At 29.7% G+C, this 19,209-nt stretch carries 16 protein-coding genes and 1 tRNA gene; 13 read left to right on the top strand and 4 right to left on the bottom strand.

Translation table 11 applies throughout. The annotated features are described in order from the left end of the window. Window positions 1-136: 136 nt before the first annotated feature. The 3 genes from COC46_RS06475 to COC46_RS06485 all read right to left on the bottom strand — a co-directional run bounded on the left by COC46_RS06475 (window position 137) and on the right by COC46_RS06485 (window position 1,922). Window positions 137-568, bottom strand: coding sequence for a GNAT family N-acetyltransferase (locus tag COC46_RS06475; protein ID WP_098808930.1), 432 nt, complete (start codon window positions 566-568; stop codon window positions 137-139). Continuing rightward, complete coding sequence (locus COC46_RS06480; RefSeq protein ID WP_098808931.1) at window positions 568-1,080, bottom strand: YjcG family protein; 513 nt, start codon at window positions 1,078-1,080, stop codon at window positions 568-570. The genes COC46_RS06475 and COC46_RS06480 overlap by 1 nt, the downstream gene beginning before the upstream one ends. Window positions 1,081-1,193: 113 nt before the next feature. Further along, on the bottom strand, window positions 1,194-1,922 hold the full coding sequence (locus tag COC46_RS06485) for an alpha/beta hydrolase (protein WP_098808932.1): 729 nt from the start codon (window positions 1,920-1,922) through the stop codon (window positions 1,194-1,196). Window positions 1,923-2,037: 115 nt separating this feature from the next. Here COC46_RS06485 and COC46_RS06490 point away from each other — a divergent pair, with 115 nt between their 5' ends. The 8 genes from COC46_RS06490 (at window position 2,038) to COC46_RS06525 (ending at window position 9,910) form a co-directional block, all read left to right on the top strand. Beyond that, window positions 2,038-2,952 (top strand): DMT family transporter, encoded by a 915-nt coding sequence (locus COC46_RS06490; protein ID WP_098808933.1) that lies wholly within the window; start codon window positions 2,038-2,040, stop codon window positions 2,950-2,952. Window positions 2,953-3,125: 173 nt separating this feature from the next. Beyond that, window positions 3,126-4,439 carry a TrkH family potassium uptake protein gene (locus COC46_RS06495; protein WP_098808934.1) on the top strand — a complete coding sequence of 438 codons (1,314 nt, stop codon included), beginning with the start codon at window positions 3,126-3,128 and terminating at the stop codon, window positions 4,437-4,439. Window positions 4,440-4,453: 14 nt separating this feature from the next. Continuing rightward, a complete protein-coding gene (locus tag COC46_RS06500; RefSeq protein WP_098808935.1) occupies window positions 4,454-5,110 on the top strand; it encodes a potassium channel family protein in 657 nt (218 codons plus the stop codon). Window positions 5,111-5,210: 100 nt separating this feature from the next. Further along, a complete protein-coding gene (locus COC46_RS06505; protein ID WP_098808936.1) occupies window positions 5,211-6,416 on the top strand; it encodes a DUF6944 family repetitive protein in 1,206 nt (401 codons plus the stop codon). Between the two features lie 306 nt (window positions 6,417-6,722). Continuing rightward, a complete protein-coding gene (locus tag COC46_RS06510) occupies window positions 6,723-6,917 on the top strand; it encodes a hypothetical protein (RefSeq protein ID WP_098808937.1) in 195 nt (64 codons plus the stop codon). Between the two features lie 150 nt (window positions 6,918-7,067). Then, window positions 7,068-7,140, top strand: a tRNA-Val gene (locus tag COC46_RS06515). 131 nt (window positions 7,141-7,271) lie between these two features. After that, window positions 7,272-8,192 carry a tyrosine-type recombinase/integrase gene (locus tag COC46_RS06520; protein WP_098808938.1) on the top strand — a complete coding sequence of 307 codons (921 nt, stop codon included), beginning with the start codon at window positions 7,272-7,274 and terminating at the stop codon, window positions 8,190-8,192. A gap of 521 nt (window positions 8,193-8,713) precedes the next feature. Next, entirely contained in the window at window positions 8,714-9,910 is a 1,197-nt protein-coding gene (locus COC46_RS06525) for a hypothetical protein (RefSeq protein ID WP_098808939.1), read from the top strand. A 222-nt stretch (window positions 9,911-10,132) separates the two neighbouring features. On the opposite strand, the gene COC46_RS06530 is transcribed toward COC46_RS06525, so the two are convergent. Next, window positions 10,133-10,342 (bottom strand): hypothetical protein, encoded by a 210-nt coding sequence (locus COC46_RS06530; protein ID WP_098808940.1) that lies wholly within the window; start codon window positions 10,340-10,342, stop codon window positions 10,133-10,135. A gap of 929 nt (window positions 10,343-11,271) precedes the next feature. Here COC46_RS06530 and COC46_RS06535 point away from each other — a divergent pair. The 5 genes from COC46_RS06535 (at window position 11,272) to COC46_RS06555 (ending at window position 19,016) form a co-directional block, all read left to right on the top strand. After that, window positions 11,272-11,742: a recombinase family protein gene (locus COC46_RS06535; protein ID WP_369700022.1), complete on the top strand. Its 471-nt coding sequence runs from the start codon at window positions 11,272-11,274 to the stop codon at window positions 11,740-11,742. 73 nt (window positions 11,743-11,815) lie between these two features. Further along, window positions 11,816-13,300: a GIY-YIG nuclease family protein gene (locus COC46_RS06540; protein ID WP_098808941.1), complete on the top strand. Its 1,485-nt coding sequence runs from the start codon at window positions 11,816-11,818 to the stop codon at window positions 13,298-13,300. A 944-nt stretch (window positions 13,301-14,244) separates the two neighbouring features. After that, window positions 14,245-15,612 (top strand): hypothetical protein, encoded by a 1,368-nt coding sequence (locus COC46_RS06545; RefSeq protein WP_098808942.1) that lies wholly within the window; start codon window positions 14,245-14,247, stop codon window positions 15,610-15,612. 497 nt (window positions 15,613-16,109) lie between these two features. Then, window positions 16,110-17,744: a DUF6119 family protein gene (locus tag COC46_RS06550; protein WP_255294834.1), complete on the top strand. Its 1,635-nt coding sequence runs from the start codon at window positions 16,110-16,112 to the stop codon at window positions 17,742-17,744. 855 nt (window positions 17,745-18,599) lie between these two features. Further along, a complete protein-coding gene (locus tag COC46_RS06555; protein WP_098808944.1) occupies window positions 18,600-19,016 on the top strand; it encodes a hypothetical protein in 417 nt (138 codons plus the stop codon). Window positions 19,017-19,209: the final 193 nt, after the last annotated feature.

Raw genomic sequence — 19,209 nt, forward strand, 5'->3', positions numbered from 1 at the left:
TGCTTCTAAGAAGGAAGAATGTGGATTTTCGGTGAGTTTTTTGTATGGGGGAAACTGTTCCAAACGTATAAGTTTCTGTTATTTTTCTCCTCATGAAAAAACTATGATTCGATTAGAATCATAGTTTTAATTGTGTTTAATTTAAATTTAATTTCATTTCTGCATGAGGAATTCCAGCTTCAAAAAATATTTCGGATGAGATTTCATAACCTAATTTTTCATAAAAAAGAATGGCAGATTCCTGTGCATGTAGGACTAATTGATTTAATCCTTTTTCTTTTGCAGTTTTATGAATTAAGTACATGATTTCATTTCCTATTTTTTTTCCTCGATAGTTACTTAGAACACAGATTCGTTGAACTTTTCCAGTCGATTCGATTAATCTTAGTCGACCAGCAGCAATCGGTTGTTCTTCATCGTATGAAACAAAATGTATACATTCATCGTCTAGGCCATCAAACTCTAATTCTCTTGATATTTGTTGTTCCTCTACGAAAACTTCTACTCGAACTCTTAGGGCATCTTGTATATCTGCATCTGTTGCTGCGACTATAGTGCGAATGGTCATTATTTTGCACCTAATTTAAATGTTTCATAAACTTCCCAAGCACCGTTTTCTAATTGGTAGACTAGTTTAAAGCTATCTACAACTTCATTGTAACTAAATTGAATCATGCGTAACTGTCCAAGAATATCAGCAAATTCAGCATCTTGTAACTGCTGACCAATTGTAATATGCGGTACGAATGCATAATCTTTTGTTTCAGGGAAAGAACCAGTGTGCATTTTTTCATGAAGCTCTTTTAATGCTTCAACAGGTGTAACTTTTAAATAGATGACATTATTAACTGGTGCAAAAGAACTTACTTTATTAATTTCCAATTCAAATGGTTCAATTTGACTCGCAATTTCATTTAATTGTGAAATAACTTTTGGAAGTTGATCTTCGCTTAATTCAAATCCACTTCTTAATGTAACATGAGGAGAGATTAAAGTATAAGCTGGATCAAAACGTTTTCTATACTCATTTGCCTTTTCTTGAACGAAATTAGATGGGAAAATAACAACGCCACATTTCATAAAAATTACCTCCTGTTTTCGATACTTTGTATTTTAATTTGAAAAAATTAACGAAATAAAAAGAACTAATTTTAATTATACCAAATTTTTTGAAAATCGATAAGTTTTGCGAATTATTTTGCTAAACTAATTTTTAAAACGTATTCTAATTGCTTTTCCCAATTTGTCCAAGTATGGTCTCCTTCATATTCAGCGTAATGTAATTCCACAGGGAAGTTTGCTAAATAATCTTTTAACTCTAAACTACCTTTGACAAAATTAACCCATTGCTTACTTGGAGTGAGGACATTTTCTTCTTGTTTTCCGACAGTTTGTACAATAGAAAGAATCGAATTCAATTTTGCTTGCTTTAAAAATTCCATTACATCTTCGTTAACAAATGGAGATTGCATAATGACTTGTCCAAATGTATTCGGATATGTAAATGCAGCTTGTAATGAAACAGTACCGCCTAATGAATCGCCGATTAATGTTCTGCTATGAGCTAATCCAAGTAAAGGTAAATGATCATCTAAATACGGAAGTAATTCTTCAGCTAAAAAACGAATATAATTTTTTTGGCCGGGTTGAGAAGGATGGTATAGCTTAAAACGCTCCTCTGGCGACGAATAGGGTATACCTACTATAATTGTAGGTTGAATTGAACCTTCTGTTGTTAATTTTTCAACAACTCGATGAACTTTACCTAAATTAAAATAATCTTGTCCATCTTGGGCAATTAATAAGTGATGTTTTATTAACGGAGTGTACATGCTTGAATAGTATATTGTAAATGTAATTTCTTTTTTGATGTGTTCACTATATAGTGTGTGTTCTTCTCTAGTACCATTTGTTTGTATCATAAATGTCTCCTCTTCTTTTCCCTAGGATGATATAATTAGATGTTACTTTATATAAAAAATTTAGAAAAGTAAAATGTATTAAACGCTTACAAAATAAGTCAAAATGAGGTGAAACATGAGTAAAAAACAACCTAATGCAATGATATCATTATTAGTTTTGTCTATTATTGCCATTTCAACTTCAGCTATATTAGCTAAATGGACGAATGCCTCTCCTTCTGTTTTAAGCATGTATCGCCTCTGGTTTACATGTATATGGATGCTTCCGTTTGTATTGAAGCGAAAGAATGAATTAAAAGCTTTAAAAAAATCTCATTATAGGTCATTTGCTTTAGGTGGATTAATGCTAGCGATCCATTTTATTTTATGGTACAGTTCATTAGTTTTTACTTCAGTGGCGAGCTCAACCATTATATTAGCTCTTCAGCCACTAGTAGCAATGATACTTGGTTTCTTTGTCTTTAAAGAGCGTACTTCTATGCAATCTAAAATATGTATGATTATCGCAATTGTTGGTGTATGTTTAATAGGCTTCGGTGATATTGGTTTAAGTATGTCAGCTTTTAAAGGTGATATTCTATCATTTCTAAGTGTAATTGCTGCAGTGCTCTATTTAATGGTTGGACAAACGACTGTAAAAAATACATCTCATTGGGTGTATAGTTTTTGGGTTTTCGCGTTTTCAGCGGCATTCTTAACAGTCTATAATATTGTAACAATGGATAATTTCTTTGATTACCATTCAAAAGATTGGATTATCTTTATTGCATCTGCCATTATTCCATCATTGGCACATATTATAAATAACTATTTATTAAATTACGTAAATGCTACGACTATATCAATGAGTATACTTGGAGAACCAGTTGGTTCATCTATTTTAGCAGTTTTCCTTCTTCACGAAATGTTATCATCATTTCAGATAATCGGAGGCACAATCGTAATTGTAAGTGTATTCTTATATTTATATCAACAACAAAAAGAAGTTTCTTCCATACAAGTAAAAACAGATAATTCCTCATCGGCATGAAGTGGATGTGATTGTAGGAAAGAGGAATAATCATTTAAAAAAACTTTCAAATCAATTTTAGGTTTGAAAGTTTTTTTGTTTTTTAACTAAAAATAGGTAGAATAGATAATAGTATTTAGAAAAAAATTCCATAAATTTTTATCCAGCAAATAAAAGGAGAAAAAGAGCCACCTATGAAAAAAAAGAAGAAAGCAAGAAATCCTCTCCATTACATATTTATTTCCTATATATTCATTGCATTTTTATTTTCATTTTTATACTATCTACCATTTACGCGAATTTCAAATATAAGCTATATCGACTGTTTATTTGTTTCTACTAGTGCGATTAGTGTGACCGGATTAACAACAGTAAACCTAGTTGAGACATTTAATGTATGGGGAAAAATATTATTAATGATTCAAATGGAAATTGGGGCAATCGGAATTGTCGTATTTATTAGCTATGGTTTTATGATCCTTGGTATTCGGATTACCATTTCAAATTTATTAGTCGTATCGAAGGATCAAAATCAAAGTAGTATAAAGTCAATTAAACGATTAAGTTTGTCAGTTTTATTTACAACATTAATTTTTCAATTCATAGGTGGATTATTTTTCTATAGTCAATTTAGGGGTAAATATGACACCGCATCAGAAACTTTATTAGTTACGGCCTTCCATTCAATTGCAAGCTTTACAAATACAGGCTTTGATTTATTTGGAAACAGTTTAATCTCGTTTCAAAAAAATAATTTGGTCCTAATTGTAACTGCAGCATTAATTTTTATAGGTGGGTTAGGATATCCGACTATTATGGAATATATCTATAAATACAATAAGAAAAAATCTTTATTTACAAGGATCAATATGCGTCTGCATTTTTCCTTTATGATTTTAGGAACGATTATTTTTTGGCTTTTAGAAAGAGGGCATGCCTTTTTGCATTTAAATTTCTTAGATCAACTAACAAATTCATTTTTTTTATCAGTTACAAGTCGAAATGGTGGATATGCTCCACTTGATATTGCAGAACTAACATTACCTGCGATATTAATTCTTTTGGTGCTTATGTATATTGGTGGAGCATCCTCAAGTGCAGCAGGAGGTATACGTTTAACAACAGTTTCGGTTTTAGCAGCAAAAATGTTCTCAGTCATTAAATCACGTGAGGATACGATTATATTTAGAACGAGTGTAAAGAAAGAGGTAGTTGATCGTGCATTTGTAATCGCAATGAGTTTTATCATGTTAATCACAGTTGCTACAATCTTTATTTCGATTTTTGAACCGTTTCAATTAGATTTGATTTTACTTGAAGTGATTTCGGCAATTACAAATACTGGATTATCTCTAGGTATTACGACTAATATCCATAGTGTATCAAAAATAATTTTGATTTTACTTATGTTTATCGGAAGAATTGGGATTTTTACGCTGATTTATTTTGTACTTCGAGTAGATAATCATAAATTAAAATATGTTGAAAAAGACTTAGCAGTTGGGTAAGGAGGAGCTTTTATATGCCAAAGCAATACTTAGTAATTGGAGCAGGTCGATTTGGCCGAGGAATTGTTAAAGAGTTTGATCGATTAGGTCATGAGGTTGTTGTATGCGATAAAGATAAAAAGACATTAGAACAATTAGAAGAGTACACAGAATATGCAGTAATTGGCGATTTACGTGAAGAGTCAATTTTAGAGGACTTAAATGTAAGTCAATTTGACGCAGTTTTTGTAGCGATTGGAAGTGATTCATTAGCCTCTATATTAATTACGAGAAGATTGAAAGATAGAAAAGTAAAAAGAATTATTTGTAAAGCGAATAACCGTGAAGTTGGCGGTATTTTAGAAAGTATTGGGGCAGATTTAGTCATTTATCCTGAAGAGGAAGCTGGACATAAAGCAGCAAGAATGGAAGCGATGAGCGGAATAGTCGAATACATTGAAATTACTAAAAACGTTGCAGGCGTTGAAACGGTCATTCCCGAAAAATTAGTTGGTAAAACGTTGAGAGAAATGAGTTTTTCAATGAAATATGGCATAACTGTGGTATTAATCATCCGCGATGGTGAGCCACTAGTATCACATATAGGTGATGTTGTTTTTCAAAGCGGAGATTTAATTTTTATTGTAGGAGAAAAATCAAAAATTGAATTGTTTAAAAAGAAAGTTGGGTAAATTTAATTAGGGCTTAATTACATTCACTTATTTGGAACGTTTAAACGCCGATGCTGAATATACTAATCCTAAATGACTAATCAAGGATTGGTGTTCTTTAATGAGCCAAGTTATGGAGGTTATCGGAGCATGGGTAAATGCGATTGGTACAATTAGTTCAGCAATTAGCAGTACGCCCATGAGAGGATTAAAAGGGGAAAACCGAAAAAGATGGGAAGATATCAGTTTTCATCTGGATTTTGGTGGAAACTCCTTTCAAGCGATCGGAAATATAATAGAGGCTTTCTTAGGTGAACCAAGTATATTAGAAGATTCAGGTGAAATTATCCAAGCTTCAGGTAACGTCACTGTATTATTTAGTTTATTAGCTGCAAAAGAAGAGGAAGAAAAAGCAGAAGAAGAAAAAGATGCAGATAGAGCGATCAAATTGAATATAACAGGGAATGCACAACAAGCTTTTGGCGGATTAATTGCAGCATTGGAAGAAGTTAGTGAAGAAGAATTTGATGTACCTGGGTTTATGGGGAACTTTTTACAATCGATTGGAAATACATTACAAGTCTTGGGTGGATTTGTAGAGTTAGAAATAGAGGACTTAAAAGACTATTTTAAGGAAACTGGGCAAGTAGAAGAACCTAGCGATTTATCAGATGGAATCATATTTGACGTACTTCAAGAATACCAGGGCATTCCGTCACAGACTGAGGCTATTGAACTAACAGATGGAATTATTTTTGATGAAGTACAAGAATATCCTGGAAGATTGCCAAAAGATAATGAGGTTAAACCTTCAAATGAAGATCAAAATGAAAAAATATCGGAACTAACAAATGAATATTCTAATGAAGAATTAATGAATGAAATAGAGACTCTTTTTGGTAGATTGCCAGATTACGAGCCGATTGAAATACTAGATGAAACATATTCAACACAACAAGATGAATTAATACAAAGTGAACAATACGTTCCTAGTGAATTATCAGATGGATCCATATTTAATGTATTACAAAAAGTTGAAGAAGAAGCTGAAACCAACCCATTAGTAAAGCAGTACGAAGAATTAGCTCTACTTTTAAAATATAGTGGAAGTTGGATCCAAGCTGGTGGATCAATCATATCTGCATACTCTGAACAAAAAGAGCTACTAAATGTTATTGCTGAACAAAAAAAGCAAGAGACAGAAGAATTAGAAAAGAAGAATAATCCAAATAGAAATAGACAGAAAAAATCAACAGAAAATAAGTTAGCATCAAATCAACAGAAAAGTATACCTTCGGAATATACAGAATTTAAGAAAAAGAGCTAACAAAAATAAGCGATAATGTGGATGTTAGTTCTAGATACATAGATAGAATGATATAAAAATGCCATTGATAAACCCATTTATTTAAGGAGCTTAAACTAATTTTGAAGTATATTCATCAATAGAAAAGTAGACTAATAAATGGTACTCGTGCATTTCCAATATCATTAAATCACTCAATAGGTAACGATTACAAAATTTTTGATTACATAATAGGCAAAAAGGAAAATATTAATAGTAATGAGTGTGTTATCTTTTAACGCATTTAATTAATGAAAATTAATATTTAACTATAGGAGAGACTTGCCTATGAAAAGTAGAATGATGAAAATCGTAAAAAACTATAAGGTTCAGACTTTTGTATTTGGTGTTGGGGTTTTACTATTGTTCCTAACCATCTTAGTTGGCAGTATATTATTAAGCAATATACCAAGAGATAAAGATTTGAGATGGAAGGATCTAATGCATACAATTAACGAAATAGAAGCTAGGGCAAATAACTGAAGTAAATTACAAAATAGGATCTTGAAATTAGTAGAATAATTTTCGGAATTTATTGCTAAATATTGGTTGAAGAGTACTAGACAAAACAGTATAATAGAGTCAATAGAATAAAGAATAAACGGAGATATTTTAAATGTCACCGTATATTACGATTCCATAGCTCAGCTGGGAGAGCACTACCTTGACAGGGTAGGGGTCGCTGGTTCAAGTCCAGTTGGGATCATACTTATTGGTTTTTCTAGGTTTTTCAAAGATTTAGCAATTTTAGTAAGAAAGTGGTCGCTGTTAGACACTTTTCTTACAATTAAGACCACTAACCTTCTTAAGAAAAAATGAGAAGGAAGTGGTCTTTTTATGTTGTTGAAGTTTGCAATTCAGGATTTTAAGGAAGACAGGGAGTTTCAAAATTTATCAAAACAAACCATAAAAACCTATCACATTATTTTAAGTGAATTTCAAAATTTTTGTGCTGAGAAGGAAATTCTAAATGTAGAAGATGTAACAAACAATGCAGTAAAATCATATCTTCTTTATTGTTTAAAAAGTAGAGGAAACAATCCTGTTACAATTAACACTAAAATTAAGAATCTAAAAGCATTTTTTAATTATGAAGTTATTAATGATGTTATTAGTGAAAAACGTAATCCAATGTTAAAGATAGAAAACTTAAAGACAGATACTAAGATTGATGTATTTTGTGACGATCACATTAAACAGATGTTAGGGTACTATAGAAGACTGAAAGGAAGAGAACATTCTTTTCACGCTTATCGTGACCACACAAAAATACTTACATTACTTGGTAGTGGAATACGTTTAGGTGAAATGTGCAATCTCACATGGGGCGATGTTGACTTGGTTAAAGGTACTATAATTGTTTTTGGAAAGAATCGATCTCAAGCAAGTATTCCTTTGGCAGAAAAGTTGATTAAGGAACTAGCAGAGTACAAAGTTTTTTGCCAACAATATTTTAAAGAACCATCTACACATGTCTTTATTAATAAGAATAACAATCCTATGACAACAGATGCTGTTAAAAATATGTTTAAGCGTTTGAAGGCGATAATGAATTTTAAAGATGTTAGACTTTCTGCTCATACATTTCGTCATACGTTTGCTCATAGGTTTTTAATTAACGGTGGGGATGTATTTACATTACAAAAAATGTTACGTCACAGTAATTTAAAAATGACTGAAAAATATCTAGCTATTTGGGGTACTGCGTTAAAGGAACAAAACGAGAAATATAATCCTCTAAATTCTATAGATTTATAATAGACTATATTTGAGAGTACTAGTTTAGAGTATATATTAAATATTCTTTCACATGCTGAATTGTTAAAGTTTTTAAATACTAAAATGATTTTATAATATAAAACTTACTTAAAGTCAATAGTTATATAGTGTATTTTTTGACTTTATTTGAGTTTTGTGCTATAATAGTATATGTAGTCAAGTTAATTTGACTAATTAACACATAAAACTAATAAATCAAATATAACATTAAAAGAAACAAACCAAACACAAAATTACCTCTTTTTATCATGGGGTTATTTTGTGTTTTTTTGTTTTAAAACAAGTGATCGGAATGAGGTGAAAGATTTAGAGTTTATCGAGCCGTTTTGGTACTTTTTCGGCTAGGCTTTGGAAAACGACAGTTTTCCAAAGGATGGTGGTAAAAAGTACAAAATAATTAATCATCCTAAAGTAAAGGTAATCACCTATAATATTAATTATTTTATTATTACAAGTAATTACCTTTACCTTAAAAATACTTTAAAAGGAATGTAGAAAAAATGAACACACTTATTTTAACCAAAAGAGAAGCAGTAGAAACCTATGGGTCGGAGGATTGCAAGAAGCATTTTGAAAAGTATAGGAAATTCACTAACAAGGATTTAGAAAAATCATTAATAAATGAAATGCGAAGATATTATTATTCCGTTGAAGTCGTCAAACCAGAAAAGGGTCGGGGGTATGTTTATAAACTAAGTGGAAAGAAGGATGGTGTTACAGCTAAAGAGGACGGTAGAATTAATAATGGTGCTTGGAGTATTCCATACACAAAGAACATGGATATTATGGTTGTTTCTGTGTTAGAACAAGGTATAATGGAGGAAACTGCACAACCTCTTTCTAAGTGGGCAGTTAATTTTGGTTTAATAACCCCTAATATGTACGAGTTATTGCAATCAAGATATAATGAGTTAATGAGGTCACAACATTTACAAGATTTGAAAGCAAACAATATTATTTTTGAAGGTGAAGATAGAATATTAGATGATTTTACTTATATGGTGAAGGAAATCAATAACCAGCTAGCAGGAACACTTAACCGAATGCAAAGGGCAGATATTATTGAATATTATCCTGTATACAAAGGTCATGTAATAGAAACAGGTGAAACTATTACCCTAAATGAGAATACTGTCAAACAAATACTAACACTAAAAAGAAACTTGATGGAAAAGCATGATGTAAATGATTGGTACATAAGTCTTTATAAAAATGCACCAAAAACAAAAGTGTATTATCAAGAATGGAATACTGGACTTGCACAAGTCACAGATGAAAAAAGTGAAGTTTTAGGATTGGATTATTATTATAGGGTTTATGCAATCATCTTGAAGGCAAGAAAGAAAAAGGTTATTAAATATCTTGAAAAATACAACAAGGATGTAATTGAGAGATTTAGACAAAATGAAGAGTTATTTCTGAATGACAATGAAAGTAATTATCATAGGGAAAGACATGATTATGTCTTGAGGGAAGCTCAAGAAGAAGAAAATAAATTCTTGGGCAAGAAAACAATAACGTATACATTAGATAAAAGTCTACAAGAAGTCTACGGAACAGAAACCATATCTAAAACGGTTTATAACGAAAGAGATAATTTCACTTTTGATGAAGGATATTACGCATTATACTTTGAAAAATTGTATGCTGAACGAATTAATAAACTTCAAGAGTATTATGGTTATAAATTTAAATAAAACGCACTTAATAACCGTAAAGTGACAACAAACGAGAATATGAGGTCTTGGAATTTTTGATTAACCTTATATAAAACACAAGGGCATATATATAATGCTAATCAAGCATTTCAACACAAAAAAGATAAAAATCCCATTTTTATTGGGGTTTTTATCTTTTTAAAAAGTCTTTCGTTATTTTCTAACTGAAAAACAATCGTGTCATTCCGTTTCATTTTTTGATCAACTTTCTTCAATTTCCCAATCTTCTCTTAATAACATTGACATAGGAAACATTGCATTCTGTAATGCCCTATCTGTTTTGTTATGAAAAAACTTCACTTCTTTTGTTTTTGAATTTAATTGATATTTATTATAATCCTCTTTTTCATGTGACCAAATTTTTATTATTTTGCCTTCTCTAAATGCTGGAAATACTTCTTCGAATTTCATTTGTACTACCTCCTCTAAAGCATTATCAATAAATAATTCTATAAATAGTAGCAGAAACCTCTCTCGTAAAATTAGGGTAATTTTATATCTAATAATATGTATAAATTTAATTTTTATTAAGAAGAGATGAATGTTGGTGAAGAGTAGTGTACTATCCTTCTAAACTACTTAAATATTAAATACGTGTGAATAATTACAAAAAAGTTGTTTAAAGACAAGGTTTTACGTATGAATGAAGAATGAGTTAAAAAACCAATTATGATAAATTTATTGATCGATATGTTAAATAGATTGGTAATAAACGAATTGGCAAGATTACCCAATATAAATGTCAAAGAACAATTCTCACTTTTTAAGACTTTAACCTATCCCTCTTATCTAATACCTCTTTAGCGATTTTTATATGTTCTATATATATATCTTTTATATTTCCAAGCTTAGTATTATGAAATATTTCTACCTTTGTTTGACCTCTATTACAACAAATTTTAAATTCTACACTATCGATTTTATAGTGGAAATAATATAAATCTTGTTTATTAAATGTTTTAAGTTCATATTTTTGGTAACCATTAAGTTTTGTTAATGGTTGATATATTCCTGGTAGATTAGTAATAAGAGTCCAACTCCTTTATCGAATTTCAAAATATTTAAATTTTATAGCCTTAATATATCATATAGGTGTTTCTAAAACGAATGTTTATGATACAAATAAAGAAAACATATAGATATAGCCTAAAACAAGTATCAAAAATCGTATCAAAATCATTGTGTCATTATTTGCTGTAATTAACGTTTTTGATACAATAAAGACACCAAATTGATACTTGAAGGTGATACATATGAAGATAGGATATGCTAGGGTAAGTACTCGCGAGCAATCATTATATATACAATTATACGCTTTATAGAAAATTGGATGTGAAAAGATATATCAAGAAAAAATGAGTGGAATTAAAGATGATAGGCCTCAACTTAATAAATTAATTGAGTATGCAAGAGAATGGGATGTCTTAGTTGTTTATAAACTTAATCGACTTGGGCGTTCTACAAAAAGATTGATTGAGTTGTCAGAAGAACTTGAAAAACGAGGAATTGAACTAGTAAGTCTAAGAGATAGCATAGACACAACTACAGCAGTAGGGAACGCAATGTTTAAAATGATAGCTATTTTAGCTGAAATGGAACGGGATTTAATTTCAGAACGTACTAAAGCAGGATTAGAGAGTGCAAGAGTAAGAGGGAGAAATGGTGGAAGACCCATGAAGGATATTAAGCAGGTAGAGAAGGCAATAAAGCTATATGAAACAGAACAGTATACAGTTAAAGAAAACGAGGAAATGACAAGTGTTTCAAAGGCTACATTATATAGTGAAATAAGAAAGAAGAAGAACAAATAATATGAGTTTAGAGTCTCACTAGATTAGGAGAGCGTTGGTTTTCCGAAAATTATAAAGGTGGGTGCATGGAAAGATGAATAGTTGCTATGGATTAATTTATAAAGCAACAAATGAATGTAACGGTAAAATATATATAGGAATTACTACTAGAAGCTTGGAAGAAAGAATAATTGAGCATAATTCAAAAGCATTGAATGGTTCAAGAAATATTTTTCATATAGTTATATATAAGAACTTACAAAAATTAAATAAAGATAATTTTGATTGGGAAATAATAGATTTTGCACAAAGCAAAGACGATTTATTGCAAAAAGAGGTTTATTGGATTAGGCATTATAATTCTTTCGTAGGTTTTGAAGAGTGCAATGGCTATAATATGACTGTGGGTGGAGAAGGATTTTCAATTGGTGAGGATAATCCTCAATCTCAATTAAATGAAAAAAAAGTAATTAAAATAACAAAGGAACTTATGTATGGAAAAACAATTAAGGAAGTAGCTCTTTCATATGATATAGCAGAACATATTATTGAAACTATTAGTCAAGGTAAAACATATCAATGCTATTATACAAACAATTATAAACAATGGTTAAAGGAAAAGAGGGATAAAGAAATATTTTTCATCGAAAATATTTTGCCGGGAATTTTAAAAGGCCTTATTCGTGGCAAGACTCACTCAGATTTAGCTGAGAAATATCAAACAAATAAAAGTAATATTACGAACATTAGTAGGGGTGTTTCTTATAAGAGATATTTTACCAAAGAATTTTCCATGTGGTTAAGACAGAAAGAAAACGAAAGTAAGGTATTTTTGAGTGAAGTTCTTCCATCAATTATGAATGATATAATATCTGAGTCATATCAACAAAAAGAACTTGCTAAAAAATATAAAGTGAGTATTAAGTCTATTCAAGGTATTCTATATGAAGGTTATTATAAAGAACATTGGTCAGACGAATATAAAAATTGGTTAAAAAACAAAAAAAGGGATGAAGAAATTTTCCTTTTTGAAACTTTACCATTTATTATTAGTGAAATCATGAATGGAAATAAACATAATAAAATAGCCCAAAAATTTGGGGTCAGTTATTCAACAGTTAAAAATATAAGTCAGGGAGTTGCATATAGAGATTACTTCCCTAATGAATATACAAAATGGTTAGAAAATAAAAAGACAGATAGAGAACAATTTGTTGATCTAATACCTAGAATAATAAAGGATATTATGAATAGTTTGGAATTTGAAAAAATAGCTAATAAATATAATTTAGAAATTGGGCAAGTTCAAAGAATAAGCAGAGGGCAAGTGTTTAGAAATCACTATACACAAGAATTTATCAGTTGGTTAGAAGAGAAAGAAAATAATAAGGTAACAGGGATAAGTTATAAAAGAAAAACAGAAAAGTGGGAAGCCTATATTACAATTGACAAGAAGACAAAACATCTTGGGACTTTCCCTTCTAAGAACGATGCAATTGTCGCAAGACTTAAATTTGAAAAGGAATGTTATGGGAATGATGCTCCACAAAGGCACTTGTTTAATAAATTTAAGATTTGATATATTTAAGAAACGTAATTTAGTATGCTTTTTAACTAATAGTATTTCATTTTATATATTACTATAGTGATAATTTACAAAAGGAGAATTAGGGTAAAACGGTTTCCCTCTCTAGTTACAGTGAATCTTTTATTATTGTGTGGGGATGGTTGGCATCATTTTATTCTGTTTAGTTTCTGTTAGATGTTCTAATACACCAATAGCTCTTCTACGACCGTAATATTTGAAATTATTTGACTACTGTGGTCAATGTAATTATATTGAAATAAAAATCTTATGTACAAATTTTGCTATGTTCTTATATGAAATTTGGTAACCCTCTATAAATTGTATAATGGTATAGTGGGGATACTTTCCACCATTATCAGATATTGGAATATCCAAATATATAGTGGCTGTTGTGCCTATGCAATCTGTGTTAGTTTTTGATTGAAAGTCATACTTTTAGGCGTTTTATCAGCATAAAAGGTTTTTTTATGAGAACTCACAAATTATGAACCTTATAAATTTACTAAGAGTTTAGTATCTTAATAAAGATATCTTCATAATCTTTCCAGTTCTTTTCCCCGGTTTTTGTTAAGTTCACCAATATTATTTGTTAGGGATGAGTCATGTGTATGATTTTTAATAGAGTCTAAAAAATTCTTTTCAACATATTTTATTTTTAATACCTTAAACAAGTATTCTATACCTTCCAAACTGTTGCTTGTAATAATAAGGTTTAAGTCTTTATGTTGTTAAACATAGTAACTAATACTTCTTCAGAAAAAATATGTATTTTTATGTCAATGCAATCGAGATAACTCAGATCAAGATTCTTTAAATCTAATAATAGTATCGATCTAGTTTATTATTTCTTTGATTTGTAATTAAAAAGAGATAGTTATCGAATAGAGAAATTAATTATAATATTAACTTATAATTTGTTTATGAGGAGCAGAAACATGTATTCATTAGGTCAAGCTATTACTGGCACAATAATAGAAAAAGTAATAAATGATGGGAAAATGAAAATACAGATCGATATCAACGATCCAAGTAATAAAGCTTTCTTATTTTGGAATAGTGGAGTTAAGGAACAAATGAAATTCCTTAACGTAGGTGATGAAATTGATGGATGGATAGTCAAAATTGAAAACAATGAGATCGGTATCGGTATAACTAAATTTGGAAAATTTCCTCCAAAACCAAAAGTTATAGAAAGATATATAGAAAGTTTATTAGCAATGAAAAAATACTTACAAAAGTATTCTCAAGGTATCTTGAAAATCAAAGACTTAGAACCTGAGAAGATATCTGAGGTAAAAGGATTATTTAATCGTTGTATACGAAGAGACCAATGGGATTGGTATATTGTCTATAAAGGCTTTAATTTTGAAAATGAACATGAGCTGAAAGAATTAGGTTGGATTATCTCAAGTATAAGGAGTAATTTAAAAAGAAAGACAAGTTTAGAAGATATTGAAGATACTAATCAAGAGTGGTTTAGTTTACTGGCTAAGACTGATTTTTTAAAGAAAGTCGATTCACTTATAGATTTCTTAATTAATGAAGGAACAAATTGGGAAATTATTCGCCAACCTATTCCTCTTATAATTAAAAAAGGGTTAAAACAAAATAATCATCAAGACAAGAAACTCATAAGAATAAAGGCACATCTACGAAAAGGATATAAAATATCAATTGAACAACATCAACGGTTACAAGAAATTCTTTTAGAAAATAATTTAGAATTAAATTGTGGAACTATTATTACAAATGAGAATTTTAAAGAGATAGATTGGGATAATTATACAATCGTTTTTCCTTTTACTAAAGACATATTAAGGGAGACAAATTTGGAGCTGAATAAATCCAGAGAAGACTATATCTCGTCTGAATTGGAAACAAACATAAAGCGAGAGCGAGCAAATAATATACATCAATTATTAGTACAGACAATGGCTCAAGTACTTAATAATAATAATTTACTTCCGTTAGAGAATAAATTTATTGATCTTTATACAAATAAAGATGACCTATGGTATATTTTTGAAATGAAATCGATTACTGTTGAGAATGAATCGAGCCAAATTCGTAAAGCTGTATCTCAGTTATATGAATATAGATTTTTACATCAGTTAAGAGAAGCCATGTTATGTATCGTATTAAGTAGTCCCCCTAAAGAAAAGTGGATATTAGACTATCTTATTGAAGATCGTAATATTAATGTATGTTGGTGGGATAAGGATAGATTTAATTATCCTGAGAGAATTAATTCTGAACTTAAGGATTTGTTAGATAAAGTTATTTATGAAAATGTAGAATACTAGATTTCAATATAACTATAAGAGAATTTACGAAAGGAAAGGGAATGAGAGATATTACATCTTTTTTTCAAGATTGAGTACAAGTTAAATGAGTGGATGTACTATATTCCCATTTAATTAGAAAAACACATTCCTTCTTATAAAAGATATTAGATTTGACTGTAAGTAAAAAATTAAAACCCCATACTCTGTGGGGTTTTTTCCTTAATAAAAGAGTAGTTTTATCAAATGAAAGATAATCTCCTTAAAAGGTGTATTATACTCCCACAATATGTTTTATATTTTATTCCGATATTTGATATTAATAACTATAAAAGTAGGTTTAATGCCATGCTTATTATTATGTAAAAATAAGAAATGTTTTGATTATTTAAATAGAAATTTATGGTATTATAGGTAAAAGTAACTAAAACTTATTATACTTGAAGCCAATTAGGAGAAAGGCTTAATAGGTTAATAGCATATATAGGCTTGTTCTACTATTTAACGGTTAAGGAAAGGTGATTTCATTGAAACTGTCTTACTATCTCTATAATGAAAACGTCAGGAACTTTGATCAATTAATTTTAGCTAATAAAGTAAATGAGGAAAATGACTATTTCGAGCTTCTCCCTAGAAATACAGAATTGGATTTTGAATTTAAAGTTTATATTCAAAGAAATAGATCTAAGGAACCTAAGTGGATTACTTTTCTAGATGATGCTTTAGATATTCCTAATCGAGATGAAATTAAGAATACTGTTAATTCCTTTGTTATTTTGGTAAAAGTAATAAAAAATGATTTACCTTATTTCTTTGCAATAACTGGTGGATTTGGATTTACTGCTATTAATAGAAATAACTTAGAGAATAATTTTGGCTTAAAGGTTGCATTAAATACAATTGATTCAAAAGAACTCAAGGCTTTTGATGTAAGAAATATTGACCTAAAGACAAAGCAAAAGAGAGTACATATTAATAAGGGAAGTGAATTAGGTGAATTTGATTTAAACTTTGATCAAGACCTTATTAATTTAGTGTCAGGAAAGTCAAGAGATGAACAAGTAGGTACATCAATAAAAGGGTCTACTTCTTCTTTAAGTCTTAATAGTGATGTTTCATTTTCAGGGCTAGGTGAAAAGTGTAGCCAAATACTGAATTTATTTCTAAGCGATGATTACAAAGAGAACTTTGGTTTTATAGATAATATTAAGATAGTAAAAGATGCAGATATAATTTCCATATTAAATCAGAGATTATTTGAATCACTTAGGAGTCGTGAAACTCACAATCTTTCATTAGCATATCCTGATATGATTGAATATGAAAAGTGTTCAAATTATCATATAAAGCTTGGTTTTAAAAAAGTGGAAACTGAAGAAGTAGTTTTACAAGATCTCTATTCTTTAATAAGTAACATTGAGTTTAACTCACCAGAACAAATCAACAAAATTAAAATTATCGGCTTTGACGATTCAGATACTGCGGTTACTTCTGCAGTTACTTTAAATCATTTCATTATATTTCAAACTGAATATCAAGAAGATACTTATATCTTTTCTTTAAATAACTGGTATAAAATTGATAGTGATTACTTCACAAAAATTCAAACTGAAATTATGGATATACCACTTATTGAAATCGATAACTTTCTAACTAGTATAAAACCCGATGAATCTGAGGGTAGTTATAATGAAAGGCAGAATACAGACTATTTCTTATGTCTAGATAAGCAAAACTACCAAGTTCCAAACTCAAGAAGTAAAATTGAAGTTTGTGACTTACTTTCAAAAGATAAGCACTTTGTCTGTGTGAAAAAGGAAACTCGTTCTGCGACACTAAGTCATCTTTTTGCCCAAGGATCAGTGTCGATGCAATTACTTCGAGAATTGGCTGAGTATCGACAATTCATAGTGAATAAAGCATCAGAGAAATTTCCTCAGGAAGACTTTAATGAACAAAACTTTCCTTATAGTGAATGTACATTAGTTTATGCTATATCCACATCTAAAAGCGATGATATTAGAAATGTCTTGCCTTTTTTTAGTAAAGTTAATTTATTACATCACGTAAGTTTAATTAAAAGACTTGGATTAAAGGTTGGTATGTATAAGATACCTGTAATTAATGAGGACAATGATTCAGGTGAAGAATAAGATAATGGTCACCATGTAGTCACGTATTCTAGGTAATCAATGTTAACTTTAGGATTCTTAAAAACAAATGCTTACTAAATAAACATAACAGCAGTATGTACTTAGCTATCCAATTGTACTAGAGATGAAAAACTGTACTACCTTGAAAGAGTAGGGTTTAAGAAAGTGGTTGTTGTTAGACCCTTTTCTTACAACTAAGATCACTAGCCTTTTTTGAAAAATAAGAAGGAAGTGGTCTTTTAATGTTGTTGAAAATTTCTATTCAAGAATTTAAAGATCTCAAAGAGAAGTTTTATTAAAAAAATAGTATTCCTTCCCCACAATCTCCTTAAATATTTGTCACGTGTGATTCTATTGAAAACCTGTTAATTGACAGGTTTTTTACGTATGCAAAGAGAATAATTTAACATAGGGTTGAAGTAGAAAATCATGGTATTTATATTAGGGAATTTTTACTAATAACTTTTGCAGGGGGTTATGAGGAATGAATAAGAAAATTTTATCTATGGTTATTGCGATTATACTTGTGTTTTGAACACTTGGTTCGTTGGGGTTCTTTTATATACAGTATAAAAAAGATGTAAGGGTAGCTGAAGTTAATGCGAATGAAAGGTATGAAATAGTATTATGGGAGGAATCTCCTGATGATGTTGTGTTAGATGTTATTAATCCTATTAAATAAGATTTTTCAGGAAAACTAATTATCCATTCTGTTATTTTAGGGTTCATTATTTTATCAGAAATAGGAATTTTGTTGGTTTTACCCAAAAAAGATAAAACAATAAATGTAGTAATTAATAGTGAAAATCAAAAAAAATTATGATTTATAAATTAAGTTAGCAAAGGAGGGGTTATTTGGAAGTACATGCGTTAGTGGAATTAGTTGAGATGAAAAATAAAACGCAAATTTTTGTTTATAAAACTACTGTAAATCAAATCCAAGAATATTTTTATTCAAAACCCTATTTAATTCGTGTTGAAGGGATGTTTAAAAGCAAAGGACAAAAGGATTTTATTTTTGCACACTTTACAGCTGAGTTGTTTATAGAAGATGGTAAAGGCACTTGGACTCTTGATTGTTTTGAGGATGATACATTTAACTTTTTTGAATTAAGTCCAAGCAATAAGCCTTCTGAACGTGCAAAATTCCTTCACTACTGTTTAAATAAAAAACAAGTATTAGAACAGCTAGAAAAGGATTTTGGAAAGAGTTCAGCAATATTCAAGTGGATTGAAGATGAATGCCCAATAACATTTCGTGATACCAAATAGAACGCAAAACACTGAATATGAGATGTTGAGAACAACGAAAACTAATCTTTTAAAATAACATTCTCTATTAATATAGGGAATGTTATTAATTTTGTGGATTTACATAGATTAACTAGAAACTTTAGAATAAGATGTTTGTATAGGTATACCTTTTAGGATATTAAAAAAAGTGTGATTAAATAGTTTGTAAAGG

Source organism: Bacillus sp. AFS041924 (assembly GCF_002577195.1).
Lineage (GTDB): Bacteria > Bacillota > Bacilli > Bacillales > Bacillaceae_G > Gottfriedia.

What these genes read in the sequence shown, in the direction of transcription:
- COC46_RS06495 (WP_098808934.1), top strand. Translation starts at nt 3,126, where the DNA reads ATGAAAAAAAAGAAGAAAGCAAGAAATCCTCTCCATTACATATTTATT.
- COC46_RS06510 (WP_098808937.1), top strand. Translation starts at nt 6,723, where the DNA reads ATGAAAAGTAGAATGATGAAAATCGTAAAAAACTATAAGGTTCAGACT.
- COC46_RS06540 (WP_098808941.1), top strand. Translation starts at nt 11,816, where the DNA reads ATGAATAGTTGCTATGGATTAATTTATAAAGCAACAAATGAATGTAAC.
- COC46_RS06485 (WP_098808932.1), bottom strand. Translation starts at nt 1,922, where the DNA reads ATGATACAAACAAATGGTACTAGAGAAGAACACACACTATATAGTGAA.
- COC46_RS06525 (WP_098808939.1), top strand. Translation starts at nt 8,714, where the DNA reads ATGAACACACTTATTTTAACCAAAAGAGAAGCAGTAGAAACCTATGGG.
- COC46_RS06475 (WP_098808930.1), bottom strand. Translation starts at nt 568, where the DNA reads ATGACCATTCGCACTATAGTCGCAGCAACAGATGCAGATATACAAGAT.
- COC46_RS06480 (WP_098808931.1), bottom strand. Translation starts at nt 1,080, where the DNA reads ATGAAATGTGGCGTTGTTATTTTCCCATCTAATTTCGTTCAAGAAAAG.
- COC46_RS06545 (WP_098808942.1), top strand. Translation starts at nt 14,245, where the DNA reads ATGTATTCATTAGGTCAAGCTATTACTGGCACAATAATAGAAAAAGTA.
- COC46_RS06500 (WP_098808935.1), top strand. Translation starts at nt 4,454, where the DNA reads ATGCCAAAGCAATACTTAGTAATTGGAGCAGGTCGATTTGGCCGAGGA.
- COC46_RS06505 (WP_098808936.1), top strand. Translation starts at nt 5,211, where the DNA reads ATGAGCCAAGTTATGGAGGTTATCGGAGCATGGGTAAATGCGATTGGT.
- COC46_RS06530 (WP_098808940.1), bottom strand. Translation starts at nt 10,342, where the DNA reads ATGAAATTCGAAGAAGTATTTCCAGCATTTAGAGAAGGCAAAATAATA.
- COC46_RS06520 (WP_098808938.1), top strand. Translation starts at nt 7,272, where the DNA reads ATGTTGTTGAAGTTTGCAATTCAGGATTTTAAGGAAGACAGGGAGTTT.
- COC46_RS06490 (WP_098808933.1), top strand. Translation starts at nt 2,038, where the DNA reads ATGAGTAAAAAACAACCTAATGCAATGATATCATTATTAGTTTTGTCT.